This window comes from Streptococcus sp. HSISS3 (assembly GCF_000448605.1).
Lineage (GTDB): Bacteria > Bacillota > Bacilli > Lactobacillales > Streptococcaceae > Streptococcus > Streptococcus raffinosi.
The window spans coordinates 741,204-759,607 of record NZ_CM002130.1; the positions used below are offsets into that span (position 1 = coordinate 741,204).

10 protein-coding genes and 4 pseudogenes are annotated in these 18,404 nt (G+C 41.4%); 11 read left to right on the forward strand and 3 right to left on the reverse strand.

The window, feature by feature from the left end:
* The first annotated feature begins 59 nt into the window (after positions 1 to 59).
* The 4 genes and pseudogenes from HSISS3_RS03605 (at position 60) to HSISS3_RS03620 (ending at position 6,865) form a co-directional block, all read left to right on the forward strand.
* Positions 60 to 941, forward strand: a complete 882-nt coding sequence (locus tag HSISS3_RS03605) for a hypothetical protein (RefSeq protein WP_021151728.1) — start codon at positions 60 to 62, stop codon at positions 939 to 941.
* Positions 942 to 1,134: 193 nt separating this feature from the next.
* A pseudogene (locus HSISS3_RS03610) lies at positions 1,135 to 1,655 on the forward strand (RDD family protein).
* A gap of 123 nt (positions 1,656 to 1,778) precedes the next feature.
* Positions 1,779 to 2,699, forward strand: a complete 921-nt coding sequence (locus HSISS3_RS03615; protein ID WP_021145137.1) for a DMT family transporter — start codon at positions 1,779 to 1,781, stop codon at positions 2,697 to 2,699.
* Positions 2,700 to 2,953: 254 nt separating this feature from the next.
* Positions 2,954 to 6,865 carry a GH32 C-terminal domain-containing protein gene (locus HSISS3_RS03620; protein ID WP_021151729.1) on the forward strand — a complete coding sequence of 1,304 codons (3,912 nt, stop codon included), beginning with the start codon at positions 2,954 to 2,956 and terminating at the stop codon, positions 6,863 to 6,865.
* Positions 6,866 to 6,950: 85 nt separating this feature from the next.
* On the opposite strand, the gene sdaAA is transcribed toward HSISS3_RS03620, so the two are convergent.
* Together sdaAA and sdaAB are read right to left on the reverse strand one after the other, a co-directional pair.
* Positions 6,951 to 7,820 (reverse strand): L-serine ammonia-lyase, iron-sulfur-dependent, subunit alpha, encoded by an 870-nt coding sequence (gene sdaAA, locus HSISS3_RS03625; RefSeq protein WP_021147208.1) that lies wholly within the window; start codon positions 7,818 to 7,820, stop codon positions 6,951 to 6,953.
* 12 nt (positions 7,821 to 7,832) lie between these two features.
* Positions 7,833 to 8,503: pseudogene (sdaAB, locus tag HSISS3_RS03630) on the reverse strand (L-serine ammonia-lyase, iron-sulfur-dependent subunit beta).
* Positions 8,504 to 8,782: 279 nt separating this feature from the next.
* On the opposite strand from sdaAB, the gene HSISS3_RS03635 reads away from it, so the two are divergent.
* From HSISS3_RS03635 to HSISS3_RS03665, 7 genes and pseudogenes are all read left to right on the forward strand, one after another.
* Positions 8,783 to 9,478 (forward strand): YjjG family noncanonical pyrimidine nucleotidase, encoded by a 696-nt coding sequence (locus tag HSISS3_RS03635; protein WP_021145149.1) that lies wholly within the window; start codon positions 8,783 to 8,785, stop codon positions 9,476 to 9,478.
* Positions 9,479 to 9,537: 59 nt separating this feature from the next.
* The gene (uvrC, locus tag HSISS3_RS03640) at positions 9,538 to 11,325 is read left to right on the forward strand and encodes an excinuclease ABC subunit UvrC (RefSeq protein ID WP_042771807.1); all 1,788 of its coding nucleotides are present in this window, start codon (positions 9,538 to 9,540) and stop codon (positions 11,323 to 11,325) included.
* A gap of 87 nt (positions 11,326 to 11,412) precedes the next feature.
* On the forward strand, positions 11,413 to 12,963 hold the full coding sequence (cls, locus tag HSISS3_RS03645) for a cardiolipin synthase (RefSeq protein WP_192573934.1): 1,551 nt from the start codon (positions 11,413 to 11,415) through the stop codon (positions 12,961 to 12,963).
* Between the two features lie 80 nt (positions 12,964 to 13,043).
* On the forward strand, positions 13,044 to 13,559 hold the full coding sequence (locus HSISS3_RS03650) for a GNAT family N-acetyltransferase (protein ID WP_021151735.1): 516 nt from the start codon (positions 13,044 to 13,046) through the stop codon (positions 13,557 to 13,559).
* A gap of 131 nt (positions 13,560 to 13,690) precedes the next feature.
* A pseudogene (cls, locus tag HSISS3_RS03655) lies at positions 13,691 to 15,264 on the forward strand (cardiolipin synthase).
* Positions 15,265 to 15,333: 69 nt separating this feature from the next.
* A complete protein-coding gene (locus HSISS3_RS03660) occupies positions 15,334 to 16,203 on the forward strand; it encodes a hypothetical protein (RefSeq protein WP_021151737.1) in 870 nt (289 codons plus the stop codon).
* A gap of 325 nt (positions 16,204 to 16,528) precedes the next feature.
* Complete coding sequence (locus HSISS3_RS03665) at positions 16,529 to 17,605, forward strand: aspartate-semialdehyde dehydrogenase (protein WP_021151738.1); 1,077 nt, start codon at positions 16,529 to 16,531, stop codon at positions 17,603 to 17,605.
* A 462-nt stretch (positions 17,606 to 18,067) separates the two neighbouring features.
* Here the strand turns inward: HSISS3_RS03665 and HSISS3_RS11565 are convergent.
* A pseudogene (locus HSISS3_RS11565) lies at positions 18,068 to 18,404 on the reverse strand (transposase); the annotation flags it as partial.

An 18,404-nucleotide genomic window follows, 5' to 3' on the forward strand; every position in this document is an offset into this window, starting at 1 on the left:
CGAAATAAAGATTAATTGGAAGTGCCTAAAAAGCACAAGGAATTATTGATAAGGTAAAAATGAAAAAATCAATCTTTAAAGCAAGTTTTGAAGAGAGTTTAAATCTATTAGATGATAGTGTCTCAGGAAAATTTGCACAGGAAAATTATCAGGATGCTCTAAAAAAAGAAAAATATAGAGGGACCTTTAAGTCGTATGTTTGGTTAGTGATTTTGACAATCTTATTTATAATGGGTCCCAATTGGTTGATTGTTGCTTTAAATAATTATTTATTTTATCATGCTAATCCTAAAGATTTAACAGTAGGCCTATCCGAGGTTAATTTTCTTCCCTACTGGGTGTTTTGGATGGGGTTGGCAATATGGCTTTTACTGATTATATTAGGAAAGCGATTCAACCAACAGTTCATTTTGATCTATAGAGGTCAGTTTCATTTTATGGTTTCTTTTATAATATGGCTGCTAATTGAACTTAATCTTTTCTTGATGAATTTACTTTATGGTCTTGTTGGCTATGTGGGAATGTTTGTTTTTGAAGGACTAATTCTTTTCACAATCATTTATATGATACGTGATAAGTCTACCTCATTGCTAAATTTATTATACGGTGGTACTGAAATAGAGAGTCCGACCGATAGAGTGTTTAATAGAGTATTTAGGTTCATTGTCAAGTATGGTGGAATAGTCGTAGCACTCTGGATAATTTTTCGTACGATATTTTCGGATTCAATAAGAAATGCAGATAGTCTGATTGGAGGATTAAGCGTTCTATTTTTATTCCTAGTGTGCAATATACTAATTGCTGCCTTTGAAATTTATTTCATGTTTCCCTATATGTTGCAAGCCTACTACAAATGGAAATATCCTGAAGAATACCGTGACTGGGAAGGCAAGTCAGCAGAAAAATGGTATGGGAAGAAGCATAAGGGCAAGTTTAAGTGAAAACTTAACCCAAGGAAGTCATTATAATGGCCTCCTTTTTTATTGCTCCAAATACTGTACAATAGAGCAATAATAGGTGTCTACAGTCATGAAACAATCTCAATTTGCGAGGGTGCTAGCCAGCAGATTTTCTTTTCAAATATTATTTAGAATATTAAAAATGTTATAATAGGAGATGAGAAAGGGGGAGTCGATGATGAAAATTATAGCAATCAATCCTATTTCGTTTAAAAAAAGAATGATTGAATTTCTATTCGATTATCTTTTTATTATAGCTTATTTAGCTCTTCTGTTTTTAGGTTCTATGCTTATATACATTATTTTTTTTAATGGCGTCCCAGAGTTTACAGAAATTCAGTCGCAGTGGCTTGTATTTTTCACCTCTGTTTTGCCAATCATGCTCCTTTTCACATTCTTGGATTATGCAAAAAATGGGAGTTTTGGGAAGACAAAAGCAGGACTTCAACTGGTCTACCAGAAAAAACAGTTCAGGCTAGCTTGATCAGAAATACCATTAAATTTTTACCTTGGCAACTCGGTCATATGGGCACGATTCATGGTTTCTATAGTAATTTTGATGTATTGTCCATTATCCTCTCTATTTCGGCGACTCTCCTCGCAGTTTCCTTACTGGCAATGACGATGTTTAGAAAAGATAAGAGGCATCTTGGCGACCTGCTAGCCCATACGCAAGTGCAACTAAAAGGTGAATAAAATATAGATTGTTTACTTGGTCCATAAGTAAAAATTGAAACGAAACTAAGGAAGTCATCATAATGACCTCCTTTTTCTATTGCTTCAATTACTGTATAATAGAATCTACAGGAGTTTACAATTATGAAACAATCTCAATTTGCGAGGGCGATTTGGTATGGTATTCTTGGTGCTCTCTTTTTTGCTTTTACTTTTATTTTCAACCGTAGTATGAACCTTTCAGGTGGGTCCTGGATGTGGAGTGCTAGTCTACGCTATTTGTTTAGCTTGCCTATGCTGGCTGTTTTGGCCTGGCGTAAGGGTGAGCTGGTAGGTGTTCTGTCTGCCATTAAGAAAGCACCCCTGACTTGGTTGATTTGGAGTACGGTTGGTTTTGGGCTTTTCTATGGGCCACTGTCTCTAGCCTCCATTTATGGTGAGTCCTGGTTTGTGGCAGCCACTTGGCAGATTACCATTCTAGCTGGTCTGCTCTTGACACCTCTCTTTGGTCAGAGGGTACCTGGTAAGCAACTGCTTATGACATTGGTTATCCTTTTAGGTATTATTCTCATCCAGATTCCTTACTTTGGTAGTGGTCTTGGTAGCGGTGTGGTTCGTGCCAGTCTCTTGATTTTACTGGCTGCTTTTGCCTATCCTTTGGGCAATCGTAAGATGATGGTCCACTGTAAAGAGGATCAGCTTTCAACGACGCAGCGCGTGTTTGGGATGACCTTGATGAGTACGCCTTTTTGGGTGATCTTATCAGTTTTTGCTGTAACGGATTCTGGACTTCCATCAGGGGGACAGATTTTACAATCTTTAATTGTAGCTGTCTTTTCTGGAGTTGTCGCAACCTTGCTTTTCTTCGAGGCGACTAATCTGGTTAAGCATAACCATAAGCAACTGGCAGTAGTTGAGGCTACTCAGGCTGGTGAAGTTCTCTTTACCCTCTTGGGTGGTTGCCTCTTCCTCGGAGATAGTCTACCTAGCCTTTTGGGATTCCTTGGGATTGCTATTGTAACCATTGGTATTATTGGAAATAGCCTGCTAACAGGCTCAGATTAAGCATAAGTATGAGACTTTCGAATGGAAAATTCGGAAGTTTTTTATTTATATGAAAAATATTACAGAAAAAGATGGTATTTTCAGATTATAGTGATATAATGATATTAAAAGTAAGCGTTTACCGTTTTAATGTAAACCCTAAAGATATTTCCGGAAACTTTGATAGGCTTATTAATAAAGGCGAATGTATTGACTTTGAATTTTCATGAAAAATGAGTTAACATTTAATGTTGCTCTAAAGAAGGAGAAGAGTCATGAATGATACTGTTTGTAAAAATTGGTTTATGCGTAAAAGTGGGAAAACTTGGGTCTATGGTTGTGCCTTGGTAAGTTTTGTAGGTTTGGCCCTGGCTAGTCCTGTCTATGCGGACCAAGTGGAACAGGCAACTGTGAGCCCAACACTTCAAGAAGTGGTAACTCAAACTGACCATCAAGTTGCCCCTCAAGTGGAGCTTGCACCTAGCACGACCAAGGAAGTCCCCCAAGTGGTAGAGCCGAGCCCCTCTCTTGTTTCCGAATCTGCTAAAACAGCTCAAGAGAATCCCACTCAGCCTATCCCTGACCAGTCAAAAGAAGTACAAACACAGGCTAGTGAGGCTGAGAAAGTAACTAACCAAGCGCAAGAAGCCGATTTGAATCAGACCAATCAAGAACAATCTCCAGTTGTAACGAATAGCACCAGTCCAGTTCATGTGACAGCGGAAAAAACGGATTTGCCTAATAATGAAGCTGTGACAAATCTTGAAGGGATGACCGCTGACCAAAATGGTCACTGGGAAATGCAGGCTGACGGTATTCATTCAGAAGCTAAAGACAAGGGAGACTCTTTCCTTTATTCTCAATCCGAGGGCAAGAATTTTATCTATTCAACAGATGTGACCTTCAAGGAAGCTGGTGGTGCCGCTGCCCTCATTTTCCGTGGTAACAATGATAGTAGCGATAAAAATATGTACGGGGTCAATGTAGACTCTGGTAACCATAAGGTTAAGTTTTGGCGTTGGGTCAATAATCATGATATTCAACTTGTAGATGAAAAAGATTTGGCACCAACTGCCGATGAAACCTACAATCTCAGAGTAGTTGCGGCTAATCAGTGGCTATCTTACTATGTCAATGATGTGCTTGTCGCAAGTACAGGTGATGCTGTTCTTCAAAAAAGTGACAAGGGCCAACCTCAAGTTCTTCCAGAAGGTTACTTTGGACTTCTTAATTGGAATGCCAATGTCATTTTCAAAAACACCCGCTATGTTAATCTTGATGATGCCAGTCTTCCTTTGATTGACAATCTTGTGGTGACCTCAAAGACAGGTTCTGTTGAAAAACAAGCCCAATTCTTCTCTGAAGAACCACTCCATATCCAATATGTGGGACACAATGCTGAGACAGTAGGCTTTGACATCACTAAGCATAATCCCAATGCTGTTATCAAGGTAGAGGATGCCAAGGGAAATGTCTACACAGATATTTCACAATTGCCAGTGGCTGTAGGTGCTAATTACTTTATTATTGAAAGTAGTGTGACCGATTCGCTTGGTCGTCCTGTGACCTTGACTTATCGTGTTAATATCCACCGTAGACAAAGTGATGATGTGTATTACAACGAGCTTTATCGTAATCAGTATCATTATTCTGTCAAGGATGGCTGGGCTAATGACCCTAATGGCTTGGTCTTCTACAAGGGACGTTACCATCTCTTCTATCAATTTTACGATGATACCAAATGGGGTCCAATGCACTGGGCCCATGCGACAAGCCGAGACTTGCTACATTGGGATGAAGAGCCGATAGCCTTCTATCCAGATGCAACAGGTCACATGTTCTCAGGCTCTGTCGTGGTTGATAGTACCAATAGCTCAGGCCTCTTCAAATCTCCGGAAGGTGGCCTAGTAGCTATTATCACTTCAAATGGTAATGGGCAACGGATTAAGATTGCCTATAGTGAGGACGAGGGGAGAACTTGGCAAAAATATGACAAAGTAGTTGCTGACTGGTCTCAGGACCCACTTCAAAACCAAGATTTCCGTGACCCTAAGGTCTTCCGCTGGGATAACCAATGGTTTATGGTCCTTGCTGGTGGTCCACTCCGCATTTATTCTTCACAAGACTTGAAGAACTGGCAAGTTGAAACAACCTACAAGGATTTGCATACAGAATGCCCTGACCTCTATCCGATTGTAGCCAATGATGGGGCTCTCAAGTGGGTTCTCTCACGTGGTGGTCGTTCTTACAAGGTTGGTGATTTTAAACAAGTGGATGGCAAGTGGGCCTTTGTAGCTGATGATGTCTACCAAGACCATGACGAAATCATGAATTTTGGTAAGGATTCCTATGCTGCCATGACTTACTATGTTCATGATTTTGGGACAACTGAGCATCCAAACATCCCTCAATTGACTGAAATCAACTGGATGAACACTTGGGAAGATTATTGCAATCTGGTTGCAGATACTGTTGGTCAAAAATTTAATGGTACCTTTAACCTTAACCTTGACCTTGGTTTGGTTAAATCAGGCGACCGTTACCTCTTAACACAAACACCTGTTAAGGCCTATGAAAGCCTTCGTGATACAGATAATGCCCAGTATTTTGAAAATGTCAGAGTAGCTTCTGACAATGAACTTCTTAAAGATTTCACAGGTGACACTTATGAAGTGGTTTCTCACTTTGTACCAGGGAAGGACACGACAGCAGTTGGCTTTAACCTTCGCGTCGGTGATGGTCAAGCTACAAAGGTCGTTTACGATTTAACCAAGGAAACTTTGTCTATTGACCGTAGCCAATCTGGTACGATTCTTTCTGATGCCTTTGCTAAGGTGAATAGCCAACAAGTGACTCGCAATGAAGATGGTTCTATTGACTTGCATCTTTATGTGGATCGTGCGAGTGTGGAAGTCTTTGCTAAGGGTAATACGGTGGCAGGTGCTAACCAGATTTTCCCAAGTCCAAGAGCCGTTGGAGCAAGTGTCTTGGTTGAAGGTGGTCCAGCTAAAGCAAACATTGCTATTTATCCAATTAAGAGTACTTGGACTGACAAGAAGGAAGTCACTAAGGCCGTTGCCATGAACACCACAGTTGCAGGTGATTTGACCCTCGAAGTTGGTCAAAGTAAGGATTTGCAGGTTTACCTCGCACCCGCTTCTGAAGAGCAAGATGTGACATGGACGGTCAGTGATCCAAGTTTGGTGTCCTATACTGAACATGACAATAAACTTTCTCTCAAAGCTCTTCATAAAGGTCATCTCACTGTTACAGCAACCTCAGTTGAAAATCCTTCATTGAGTAAGACCTTTAAGATTGCCATCACTCTCAATAATTTTGCGACCAACCTTAAAGGCTTGAAAGCTGTCACTGGTAATTGGTATATTGATGACGATACCCTTTACGACAGCAATGTCAGTGCCAATGACTTCTTCATGGCCTATGAAAGTAATGGCTTCAAGCAATTTGACTATGATATCGATGTCAAATACCAACATGGTTTGGTCAACCTTTTTGTAGCTGCGGAACGTGAAGAACCAGGTCGTGCCTACTCTGTCCAATTTGCTGACAACGATACTGTACGTCTCTTCCGTTTTGGTGCTGAAACCATCGCTGAAGCTCATCTGGATAAAGCAATCAATGATGGTCAGTACCACCACGTCAAGGTTGAAAAGGGCAAGGACACCATGACAGTCTATGTCGATGGTAAGGAAGTGCTCCATCATCAATTTGATGCCGTGGATAATTACTTCAATCAAGCCCATGTAGGTGTCGGTCTTTGGGATGGAGCAGTAGAATTCAAAAACTTCTTCGTTACTGAAAAAATGACAAACACAAGCAGTGACACCACTGACGAACCGATCAAACCTGATCCTCAACCACAACCTAGTCCAGAACCAAGTCCGGAAAATAAACTAGATGAACCTGAGCATCAACCTGAGGTTGCTCCAGAGCCTGAACCAACTGGACAAAATAATAGCCATGACAATACAAGTACAGTACCAAATCCATCTCAGGATAATACTGGTAAGGAAGAAGAAAGTAAGACTCCAGTGGAAACACCTAAGACTATTGCTCCAATAGTTGACAATCTCCTAAAAACATTTAACAAATTTAGTCTATCAACCTTCCTTGCAAGTATTGCCAAAGAAACATGGCACTTTTTGACAAAATGGTTATTCAACTAAGATCAAAACGTTGAAAAGGCTGTATAAGAAGAAAAAACTTAGAAGCATTCATACTTCTAAGTTTTTTTGTGATTATTCTAAAAAATCAACCAAAGATTTCTTTTGCTAATGCTTTTCCTTTCGGAGTTGCTGCTAAGCCACCTTCAGCAGTTTCACGGAAGGCAGTTGGCATGGCTGAACCTACCTGATACATAGCGTCAACAACCTGGTCGACTGGAATGGCAGATGTGATACCTGCCAAGGCCATATCGGCAGCTACTAGGGCAAAGCTTGCTCCCATAGCATTACGTTTGACACAAGGAACTTCGACCAATCCGGCTACTGGGTCGCAAATGAGTCCCAACATATTCTTAAGCACAAAGCAGATGGCCTGGCTGGCTTGGAAAGGTGTTCCACCAGCAGCCATTGTAATAGCGGCAGCAGCCATAGCAGAGGCGGAACCGACTTCAGCTTGGCAGCCTCCCTCGGCACCAGATATCGAGGCATTATTTGCGATGACTAAGCCAAATGCACCAGCAGTAAAGAGAAAATCCAATTGTTGTGATTCGGTTAAGCCCAGTTTTTCGATAGCAGTTGTAAGAACAGCAGGTAGACAACCAGCTGATCCAGCAGTTGGTGTGGCACAAACCAAGCCCATCTTGGCGTTAGATTCATTGACTGCCATGGCATTTCTAGCAGCACCTAAGACGGCAGAATCAGCCAAGGTCTTTCCATTTTTGATATAGGCATCCAGTTTGGCAGCGTCTCCCCCGGTTAAGCCAGTTGGTGATTTCTCAGGAGACAAACCAGCCTGAACAGACTCCTTCATCACTTCAAGATTTCGAGCCATCAGAGCTAGGATTTCAGGACGTTCCCGTCCAGTTAGCTCTGTCTCTGTAGCAATCATGAGTTTGGCGATATTACCTTGGTAATCTCGGTCAGCTTGTTGAACTAATTCTTCAATAGTGTAAAACATGCAATCCCCCTCTTAGCTGAAAAAGTTGACATTATGTAGATGAGGAATTCTAGCGATTTCAGTGACGGCCTCATCACACTGGTGCGAGTCAATTTCGATAATCATAATGGCCTTTTCACCGGCGTTTTCCCGAGTAACAGTCATTTGGGCGATATTGATGCCATATCGCGACAAAATATCTGTGACAAGGGCAATCATTCCTGGAACGTCTTGGTGGACAATGATGAGAGTTGGTGTATTCATCTTGAGATTGACCGCAAAACCATTGAGTTCAGTTACTTGGATATTCCCTCCACCGATAGAAACACCTGTGGCAGAAATGTTTTTTTATCATTTTTTAAGGTAATACGAGTCGTATTGGGATGTGGCGCATTACTATCCTTGTTGATTTTCCAGTAGACCTTAATGCCTTTTTCGTATGCGATATCCAGAGCGCGTGGAATGTCAGGGTCGTCCGTTTCCATACCTAAAATACCAGCCACTAGAGCCACATCAGTCCCATGACCTCGATAGGTTTTGGCAAAGGAATTAAAAAGTTGAAATTCTACCTCAGTCGGTGTTTCACCAAAGATGGCAGAAACAATCTTTCCAATACGAACAGCTCCTGCAGTATGACTAGAGGAAGGCCCGACCATGACAGGTCCAATGATGTCAAAAACGGATTGAAATTTTAAATTTTTCATAACACGCCTCGTTTGATTAATCTTGTATTTTCAGTATACCACGAATTAGAGAGATTCGCTGTTTAAGTAAAAATCTATAGGAATAGTAAAAAAACAACCGACTTTAAGTTTTCTTTAAGGTTCAATGGATATAATAGCAGTCTATTAAGTAAGCAATACTTATTTTTCATAAATCTGAGAGGGCGGCCTGCGGGTCGCCCTTTTGTGTTTCTTTCTTTATATGTAGCTGGATTGTGGTAAAATAGAGCCTAAAGATTTTCCAGTTAGAAAGGATATACCATGACCTACACCCATTTACTTTTCGACCTTGACCACACCCTCCTAGATTTTGACCGTGCTGAAGATTTGGCTTTGACCTACCTTCTTGAAGAGGCTGGGGTGGCTTCACGAGATCTTAAAGTTTACAAGGATCACTATATTCCCATGAACCGTTCCATGTGGGAAGATCTTAATCATGGTTTAATCACTAAGCCTGAGTTGCTTCGCACGCGCTTTTCGCGTCTTTTTGACCATTTTGGACAGGAGGTTGATGGTAGTCACTTAGCAGGCCGTTACCAACATTTCTTGAGTCAACAGGGGCAGGAGTTGCCTCAGGCCCATGCTTTCTTATCAAACGTTAAAGACCGTGGCCACAAGATTTATGCAGCGACTAACGGTGTTAGCTATATTCAACGTGGTCGTCTGCAGGCTTCGAGTATTTTACCTTTCTTCGACGATGTTTTCATCTCTGATGAGGTGGGTGCCCACAAACCGTCTACAGACTTTTTTGATAAAATTGCCAATCAGGTCCATGATTTTCACCCAAGCTCAGCTCTCATGATTGGTGATAGTCTAACTGCTGATATCCAGGGTGGTAATAATGCGGGTATTGATAGTGTCTGGTTCAATCCAAGTAACCTAGTCAATGAGACTCCAGCTGTTCCAACCTATCAAGTCAAAAGTTATGAGGAAATCCTGAAGATTTTGTCCAAGTAAAGCTATGATAGCCATGATTCCGAAGAGCTTTTTAGCTCTTTTTTTGCTACAATGAAAGCATGAATGATCTGATTAAACATAAGTTGGAACTGCTCCCAAGCAACCCGGGGTGCTATCTCCACAAGGACAAATTCGGCAATATTATTTATGTCGGTAAGGCTAAAAATCTCAAAAATCGTGTGCGTAGCTATTTTCGTGGAAGTCATGATACCAAGACGGAGCTTTTGGTATCTGAGATTGCAGACTTTGAATTTATCGTAACCGAGTCTAATATCGAGGCCCTGCTTTTGGAAATTAACCTCATCCAAGAGAATATGCCTAAATTTAACATTCGCCTCAAGGATGATAAATCGTATCCTTTTATCAAGATTACCAAGGAGCTCTATCCAAGGCTTTTGATTACCCGCCAGGTCAAAAAGGATGGTGGTCTTTATTTCGGCCCTTATCCAGACTCTGGTGCAGCCAATGAAATCAAGAAGCTTTTGGACCGTATTTTCCCCTTTAAGAAATGTAAAAATCCTGCCAACAAGGTCTGTTTTTATTACCATATTGGTCAATGTAATGCCCACACCATCTGTCACACCACTGAGGATTATTGGCAAGGTTTGGTTGAGGATGTCAAGAATTTCCTAAACGGTCATGATGATAAAATCGTTAATCAGCTTAAGGCCAAGATGAAGGATATGTCTGACCAGATGGAGTTTGAGCGTGCTGCGGAGTATCGCGATTTGATTGAGGCGGTTTCGACGCTTAGGACCAAGCAAAGGGTTATCCGTCAAGACATGCAGGACCGTGATATCTTCGGTTACTACGTGGATAAGGGGTGGATGTGTGTTCAGGTTTTCTTTGTTCGCCAAGGGAAACTCATTCAGCGTGATGTCAATATGTTCCCTTATTATAATGATGCTGAGGAAGATTTCCTAACCTATATGGGTCAGTTTTATCTGGATAGTCGTCATCTCAAGCCTAAGGAGATTTTCATTCCAGGAGACATTGATCAAGAGTCTGTTGAGGCTCTAGTTGGAGATGAGGTCAAGATTTTCAAACCTCAACGGGGAGAGAAGAAGCAGTTGGTTAATCTAGCGGCGAAAAATGCTCGTGTCAGTTTGACCCAAAAATTTGATCTCCTCGAAAAAGACTTGGCTAAGACCCAAGGAGCCATTGAAAATCTAGGCAAACTCATGGGAATTCCGACACCGGTCCGCATCGAGTCCTTCGATAACTCTAACATCATGGGAACGAGTCCTGTATCCGCCATGGTCGTCTTTGAGAATGGGAAACCCAATAAAAAAGAGTACCGCAAATACAAGATTAAGACGGTTGAAGGGCCTGACGACTATGCCAGCATGCGTGAGGTCATTCGTCGCCGTTATAGTCGTGTCAAACGCGATGGGCTAACGCCACCAGATCTTATTATCATGGATGGTGGTCAAGGACAGGTCAATGTGGCCAAGGATGTCCTGCGTAATGAATTGAATCTCTCGATCCCAGTTGCGGGGCTTCAGAAAAATGACAAGCACCAAACCAACGAATTGCTCTTTGGGGATCCCTTGCAGGTCATTGATTTGCCACGGCAATCCGAGGAATTTTTCCTCCTTCACCGTATTCAGGATGAAGTTCACCGTTTTGCTATCACCTTCCACCGTCAAGTTCGTAGTAAAAATAGTTTCAGCTCCAAACTTGATGGAGTGGAGGGGCTAGGACCTAAGCGCAAACAAAAACTCCTCAAACACTTCAAGTCTATGACAGCTATCCAAAAAGCTACCGTTGAGGATATCCAAGCCCTTGGCATTCCTGAAAAAGTAGCACAGGCCCTATTGGATAAGTTAGGCGAAGATAACAATTAAAGAAACTTAAATTCATTAAGCCATTTTTTGTTATAATAAGAATAATTAAAAAGGGAAAGGAGTCCTGCTATCAAAAACGAAGCTAAAATTGAACGTCTTTATGATAGGGGGCGTCGTGGCTTTCTTCGAGGTATCTTTAGTCGTGCTACGATTATCTTCCTTATCATCTTACTGCAGCTTGTTGTTGTAGCTATGTCTTACCTTTGGTTGAGTCAGTATAGAGTGCACCTGCAGGTGACAGAAGTGGTCCTTCGTATTCTAGCCATCATCTATCTCTTCCAAAGTGATATGGAATCAACGGCTGTTAATACTTGGTTGCTGATTGTTTTACCTTTCCCTATTATCGGAACCTTACTCCTAGCCTATACAAAACTAGATTTGGGCTATACTGGGATGAAGCGTGCGATTCAGAGCAATATTGACCGCAGTTGTGGAATATTGAAACAGGATGATAAAGCTCTCGAAGAGCTTAAGCAACGTCACACGAGTAACTACAATTTGGTTCAGTATCTTGAAAATGTTAATGGGCATTTTCCTGTCTATCGTCATAGTAAGACGACCTATTTTCCAAGCGGAGAAGCCAAATTTGAGGAAATGAAGAAACAGCTCCTTAAAGCGGAGAAGTACATTTTCTTGGAATATTTCATCATTGACGAAGGTGAGATGTGGGGTGAAATCCTAGCTATCTTGAAACAGAAGGTTCAAGAAGGGGTGGAAGTACGTGTCATGTATGATGGCATGATTGAATTTTCAACCTTGAGTTTCGACTATAAGAAACGTTTGGAGAGAATTGGCATTCAATCTCGTGTTTTTGCGTCAGTAATGCCTTTCTTGTCAACCTATTACAATTACCGTGACCATAGAAAAATCTTGCTGATTGATGGTAAAGTAGCCTTTACAGGTGGGGTTAATCTAGCTGATGAATATATCAACAAGATTGAGCGCTTTGGCCATTGGAAAGATACTGCACTCATGGTTGAGGGTCCAGCGGTTGATACTTTCTTAGTCCTCTTCCTTCAAATGTGGACTTACTCACATGAAACACTGGATGTGACACCATATATGGTTGAGCATGAGACCTTTGATACTCCTGGTTTTGTTGTTCCTTACGGGGATATCCCACTGGATAAGGATAAGGTTGGTGAGAATGTTTATATTGATATTCTTAATCATGCGCGTGATTTTGTTCATATCATGACGCCCTATCTTATTTTAGATGGCGAGTTACTACATGCTTTGAAGTTTGCGGCTGAGCGTGGAGTTGATGTTAGTATCATCATGCCTGGTATTCCTGATAAAAAGTCAGCTTATTACTTAGCTAAGACTTACTACCCAACACTTTTAGCATCTGGTGTTAAGATTTATGAGTATACACCCGGTTTTGTTCACGCCAAGATCTTTGTGAGTGACAATAGTAGGGCTGTTGTAGGAACAATCAACTTGGATTACCGCAGTCTTTATCATCACTTTGAGTGTGCGACTTATCTTTATAGGACGTCATCAGTGGTTTCCATTGAGGAAGATTTCCAAGCGACCAAAGCTAAGTGTCATCGAGTTAGTGTCGCCGAGATTGAAAATCTGCCGTTCCATCAAAAGGCTTTGGGATTATTGACTAGATTAGTTGCTCCGTTGATGTAGTGACAATATCTGTTAGAAGAGGGTTGAGCCCTCTTTTCTTATAGTTTAAAATAAAGGTAATGAAGTCGAAGGAGAAAATGATGTTAACTATTCGTCCAGCCAAGTTATCCGATGCACCAGCTATTCAGGCCATCTATGCACCCTATGTTGAAAAGACAGCTATTACTTTCGAATACGAGGTTCCCAGCGTTCAAGAGTTTGAAGCACGCATCAGCAAGACGCTTGAAAAATTCCCCTATCTAGTGGTAGAAGAGGATGGCCGAGTTCTCGGCTATGCTTATGCTTCAACCTACTATGCCCGGACAGCTTATAATTGGACAACTGAATTGTCCATCTATTTGCACGAAGATGCCCGTGGTCGAGGTTTGGGAAGCCAACTTTACGATGCCCTTGAAAAAGAGTTGAAAAAGCGTGGTTTTCTGCGTTTCTTAGCCTGTATAGCTGTTCCAAATGAGGCTAGTATCGCCATGCATGAAAAACGTGGTTATGTCCAAGTTGCTCATTTTCCAAAAGTGGGCTACAAGTTTGAGCAATGGCATGATATTGTCTGGATGCAAAAGACCTTGGATGGTCCTGTCAGGAAAATAGAAAAATGAGCTATTAGCTATCAATAATACTGGTTAATTGCTCATGCCTTTTACCTATGTTAGAATGTCACTAAGACTAAATAAATTGCTGAAAGAGGTCGGAATACAAAGCCGATTTTTTTCATTCTAAAGGAGCCTATATGTCCCAAGAAACAAGTGCCCGGCTATTGCCTCAGAAGCCGTCTAAATGGGCTAAAATTCTACTTAATCGTAAGGTACCCATTTTCCTGTTTTTCTTACTGGAATTGGCCTTTCTTGTCTTTTCATATATTAGCCTACAAGAGCATTTTCCATCTATTATCTTATGGGAACACTTATTGAGTGTTTTTACCTTTTTTATTTGCTTAATCGTTCCATGGACTCTCGTTCCAAACTTTCTTGGTTGATCATCATTGCCCTCTTTCCCATTTTTGGGACAGCTTTGCTCTATTTTTCGCTCGCTGATTTTGGTGTTAGACGTTTGAAAAAGCGTCTTGTGGAAGCAACAGTTCAGGCTTCAGACTATTTGGCTACTGAGCCAGAGGTTGAGGACTATCTTTCTCATAGCGATAGGCAACTGCAAAGACTGGCTTATTTTCTGGAGCATAGTCCTGCTCATTTTCCAATTTATAGAGATACTGAAGTGACTTATTTCCCACTTGGAGATGATATGCTTCCAGCCTTGTTGGAGGATCTGAAAAAGGCAGAGCGTTATATCTTCATGGAGTATTTCATCATTGATGAAGGAGTCATGTGGGGAGAGATTTTAGCCATCTTGGAGGAAAAGGCCAGGTCAGGCCTGGACGTTCGTGTCATGTTTGATGGGATGAATGAGATGACCACCTTGTCTTACGATTATATTGAGCGACTGCACAAGGTTGGTATTAAAGCTCAAGCCTTCTCACCAGTCAAGCCCATCCTATCAACCTATTACAATTACCGAGACCATCGGAAGATTACTGTGATTGATGGTCAAGTTGCTTATACTGGTGGCGTTAATATCGCCGATGAGTATGTCAATAAACGTCAACGTTTTGGTCATTGGAAGGACACTGCTCTTCGCTTAGATGGGTCTGCGGTTCAAACTCTGAAAGCTCTTTTTCTCACCATGTGGTCAGTGACTGGAGTTGATGACCCAGTTGATATGGACCGCTATTTACAAGAAAAGCCTCAAAAGAAGAAAAGTGAAGGTTTAGTTCTCCCTTATGCTAATTCACCACTGACTTATCACAAAGTCGCCGAGAATGTTTACCTCCATCTTCTCAATACATCCACTGATTATGTTTATATTATGACACCTTACCTGATTTTGGACGACGAACTTGTAAGAGCCATGACCTTTGCGGCTAGACGAGGTGTAGATGTACGTATTATTATGCCGGGGATTCCTGATAAACAGTATGCCTTTGATATTGCGACTACCTATTTTAAAGTGCTCTTGGATGCTGGCGTCCGTATTTTTCGCTATACACCAGGCTTTGTTCACGCTAAAATTTATGTTTCGGATGCCAAACAGGCTGTGGTTGGGACCATTAACACAGACTACCGTAGCCTCTATCAAAATTTTGAAAATGGGGTTTATCTTTATAAAAATCTAGAAGTGTTTAAGATTGAACAAGATTTTGAAGAAACCCAGGTTCTCTCAGAGGAAGTAACTTTGGAAACTTTGTCTAAAATACCTATGTCCCATCGTTCAGGTGGCTATCTCTTTTCTCTGATAGGACCTTTAATGTAATTTTACGGATTTCCCCGATTTTTCTTCTGTGGTATAATAAGGCCATAAGATGAATAAGGGGATTTTTTAATGAAAAAAGTAATGGTTTTCTTAGGTGTGACCTTGGTGTCAGGCCTAATTTTGACAACAGCACAAGACATTCAAGCTCAAGAAACGTCTGGGAATATCGTTTCTCTACGTAGCAGACGAGGTGGCTCTCGTTCTTCAAACAGGGGTAGCAGAAGCGGATCCAAATCAGGCTTTGGTTCTAGTAAAGGACATCATTCTGATAGTGATTCAGGAAAAGGCTTTAAGTCTGATAGTGGGGCCAGTAAGAGCTACAAGTCAAGTAGTGGCCATGATAATTACGCTAGTTCTAGTAGATCGCATAGTTCGGGTGCGGACAGTGATACTAGCTCTAAATCAGATAGCAGTCAGAGCCATTCAGAAAGCCAGTCTTCTTCTGGTAACAGTTCTAGCAAGTCAAAATCGGATACAAATTCAGGCTACACAAAGCCTCAGATGTCTTCCCCTGAGCTAAATGAATCTGAACGCTCTAACTTTCAATCGGGTGCGAAAGTAAGTGATGATGAGACACTCAAAAAGTATTCCAAACAAAATGATGATTTTTCGGATGAACAGGCCAAAAGTATTTTTGACAATAATGACGACTATCAAACCCGTGACCGTTATTACCGACAAGATGTCATCCGTAATCCATGGTTCTGGATGTATATGAGTCGACGCTCTTATCATCGCTATGGAAATTCCTACCATTCAAAAGTCAATAGTAACGCTTATACCAAGGGCTACCAGGATGGCTTTGCGGATGCCGAAAAGGGCATCGATAATTATGATTCATATTCAAAGGAATCAACTCTTCTTGGTAAGTTCACAACAACTTCAGAGAAAACAGCCTACCTTCGTGGCTACAAAGATGGTCATGATGATGGCAAATAAGGCAGATGGTTAAGATACGATACCTTAATGGAATTCATGGCTTGACTCTGTCGTTCAATATGCTAGAATAGAAACATGCGATGAGTCGATTGGCTCTTTAGAGCCTTTTGCGCTGAGGAGGTCTACATTAGATTGTAACGCAGGAGCGGACCTTGAGTAGTTGTGTGAACCTGCTACTCTCATCGAAAGATGCCTCTTATCCCTTGCCGTTTGGTAGGGGATTTTTCTTTATTCTTGGCTTTTTTACCCTTTTCAACTGGACTTAAACGTAGTATAATAGATTCACTAAACTAAATTGATAGAAAATTCCGAAAGAGGTTTAACTATGGGATACACAGTTGCGGTTGTCGGTGCTACAGGTGCCGTTGGTGCTCAAATGATCAAAATGTTGGAAGAATCGACACTTCCAATCGATAAAATTCGCTACCTTGCGTCTGCTCGTTCTGCAGGAAAAGTCTTGCAGTTTAAAGGTCAAGACTTGACCATCGAAGAAACGACTGAAGACGCATTTGAAGGTGTAGACATTGCCCTTTTCTCAGCTGGTGGATCTACCTCTGCTAAATATGCACCATACGCTGTTAAAGCAGGTGCAGTAGTCGTTGATAACACATCATACTTCCGTCAAAATCCAGATGTGCCATTGGTTGTACCTGAGGTCAATGCACATGCGCTTGATGCTCACAACGGTATTATCGCTTGCCCTAACTGTTCAACGATTCAAATGATGGTTGCCCTTGAGCCAGTTCGTCAAAAATGGGGCTTGGACCGTATCATCGTGTCAACTTACCAAGCCGTATCAGGTGCTGGTATGGGAGCAATCCTTGAAACACAACGTGAGTTGAAAGAAGTTTTGAATGACGGCGTTAACCCACGTGATGTTAAAGCTGAAATCTTGCCATGTGGTGGCGATAAGAAACACTTCCCAATCGCCTTCAATGCTTTGGCTCAAATCGACGTCTTCACTGAAAATGACTACACTTACGAAGAAATGAAGATGACAAACGAAACTAAGAAAATCATGGAAGACGATAGCATTGCCGTATCAGCAACATGTGTACGTATTCCAGTCTTGTCAGCTCACTCAGAGTCAGTTTACATTGAAACAAAAGAAGTGGCACCAATTGACGAAGTGAAAGCTGCTATTGCAGAATTCCCAGGTGCAGTCCTTGAAGACGACGTTGCTAACCAAGTCTACCCACAAGCCGTTAATGCTGTAGGTTCACGTGATACATTTGTCGGACGTATCCGTAAAGACTTGGATGCTGAAAAAGGTATCCACATGTGGGTTGTTTCAGATAACCTCCTTAAAGGTGCCGCTTGGAACTCAGTCCAAATCGCAGAAACACTTCACGAACGTGGTTTGGTTCGCCCAACTTCAGAATTGAAATTTGAATTGAAATAGGGAGCGAAACAGAAATCAGTAACTCGAAGAGTTTGATTTCGTAGTTTCGCCCCCGCACAGTTGATTAGGAAGTACGAATGTTGCAAACATGAGTAGTTCCAATCAACCACTGCGTTATGATTCAGAAATCAGTAACTCGAAGAGTTTGATTTCTCCTTCGCTTTTATGATTTAAGGCTCAGGCTATAAAAGTCCACAGGACTTTTATACTACCCCCGGACAGTTGATTAGGAAGTACGACTGTTGTAAACATGAAAGGAAGAACTTACTTCGTAAGTCTTATCTGCCACCTCAAAGCATTGCTTTGAGCAATCAACCACTGCGCCATGATTCAGAAATCAGTAAGGATTTCGTGTTGTATTTAAATACTATTTCCGAATCAATTCCAATCAAACAGAGAGCTCAGTCTCTCTGTTTTTTTTTGGCTCTTTGTCAACTGTAGTGGGTGACGAAAAGCTAACATCTAGAGAGAACCTGATAGGTTTTCTCTTTTTGTATGTTCAGAGTGATGAAAACACGCTTCCTAAAGTTAATAAAGTTTCTAAAACCGAAGCCCAGACGTTTAATATCTTTGATAAGCTTATTGGTGCCCTCCAATTTTGCATTTGAGTAATGTGTTTCTAGCGCATTTTTGATGTATGGTTTGTGTCTAAGGAAGGTCCTAAAGCAGTTTTGAAGTAGTGATTGACCTTGCTTATATTTTCCTCTATTTACTCAAAAAACTCTCTACCCTCTCCTCTTCTCCTGAAAGTGAAACAGCAACAGCTGATAGAGGTTATAATAATTAGCGAGTTCTTCTG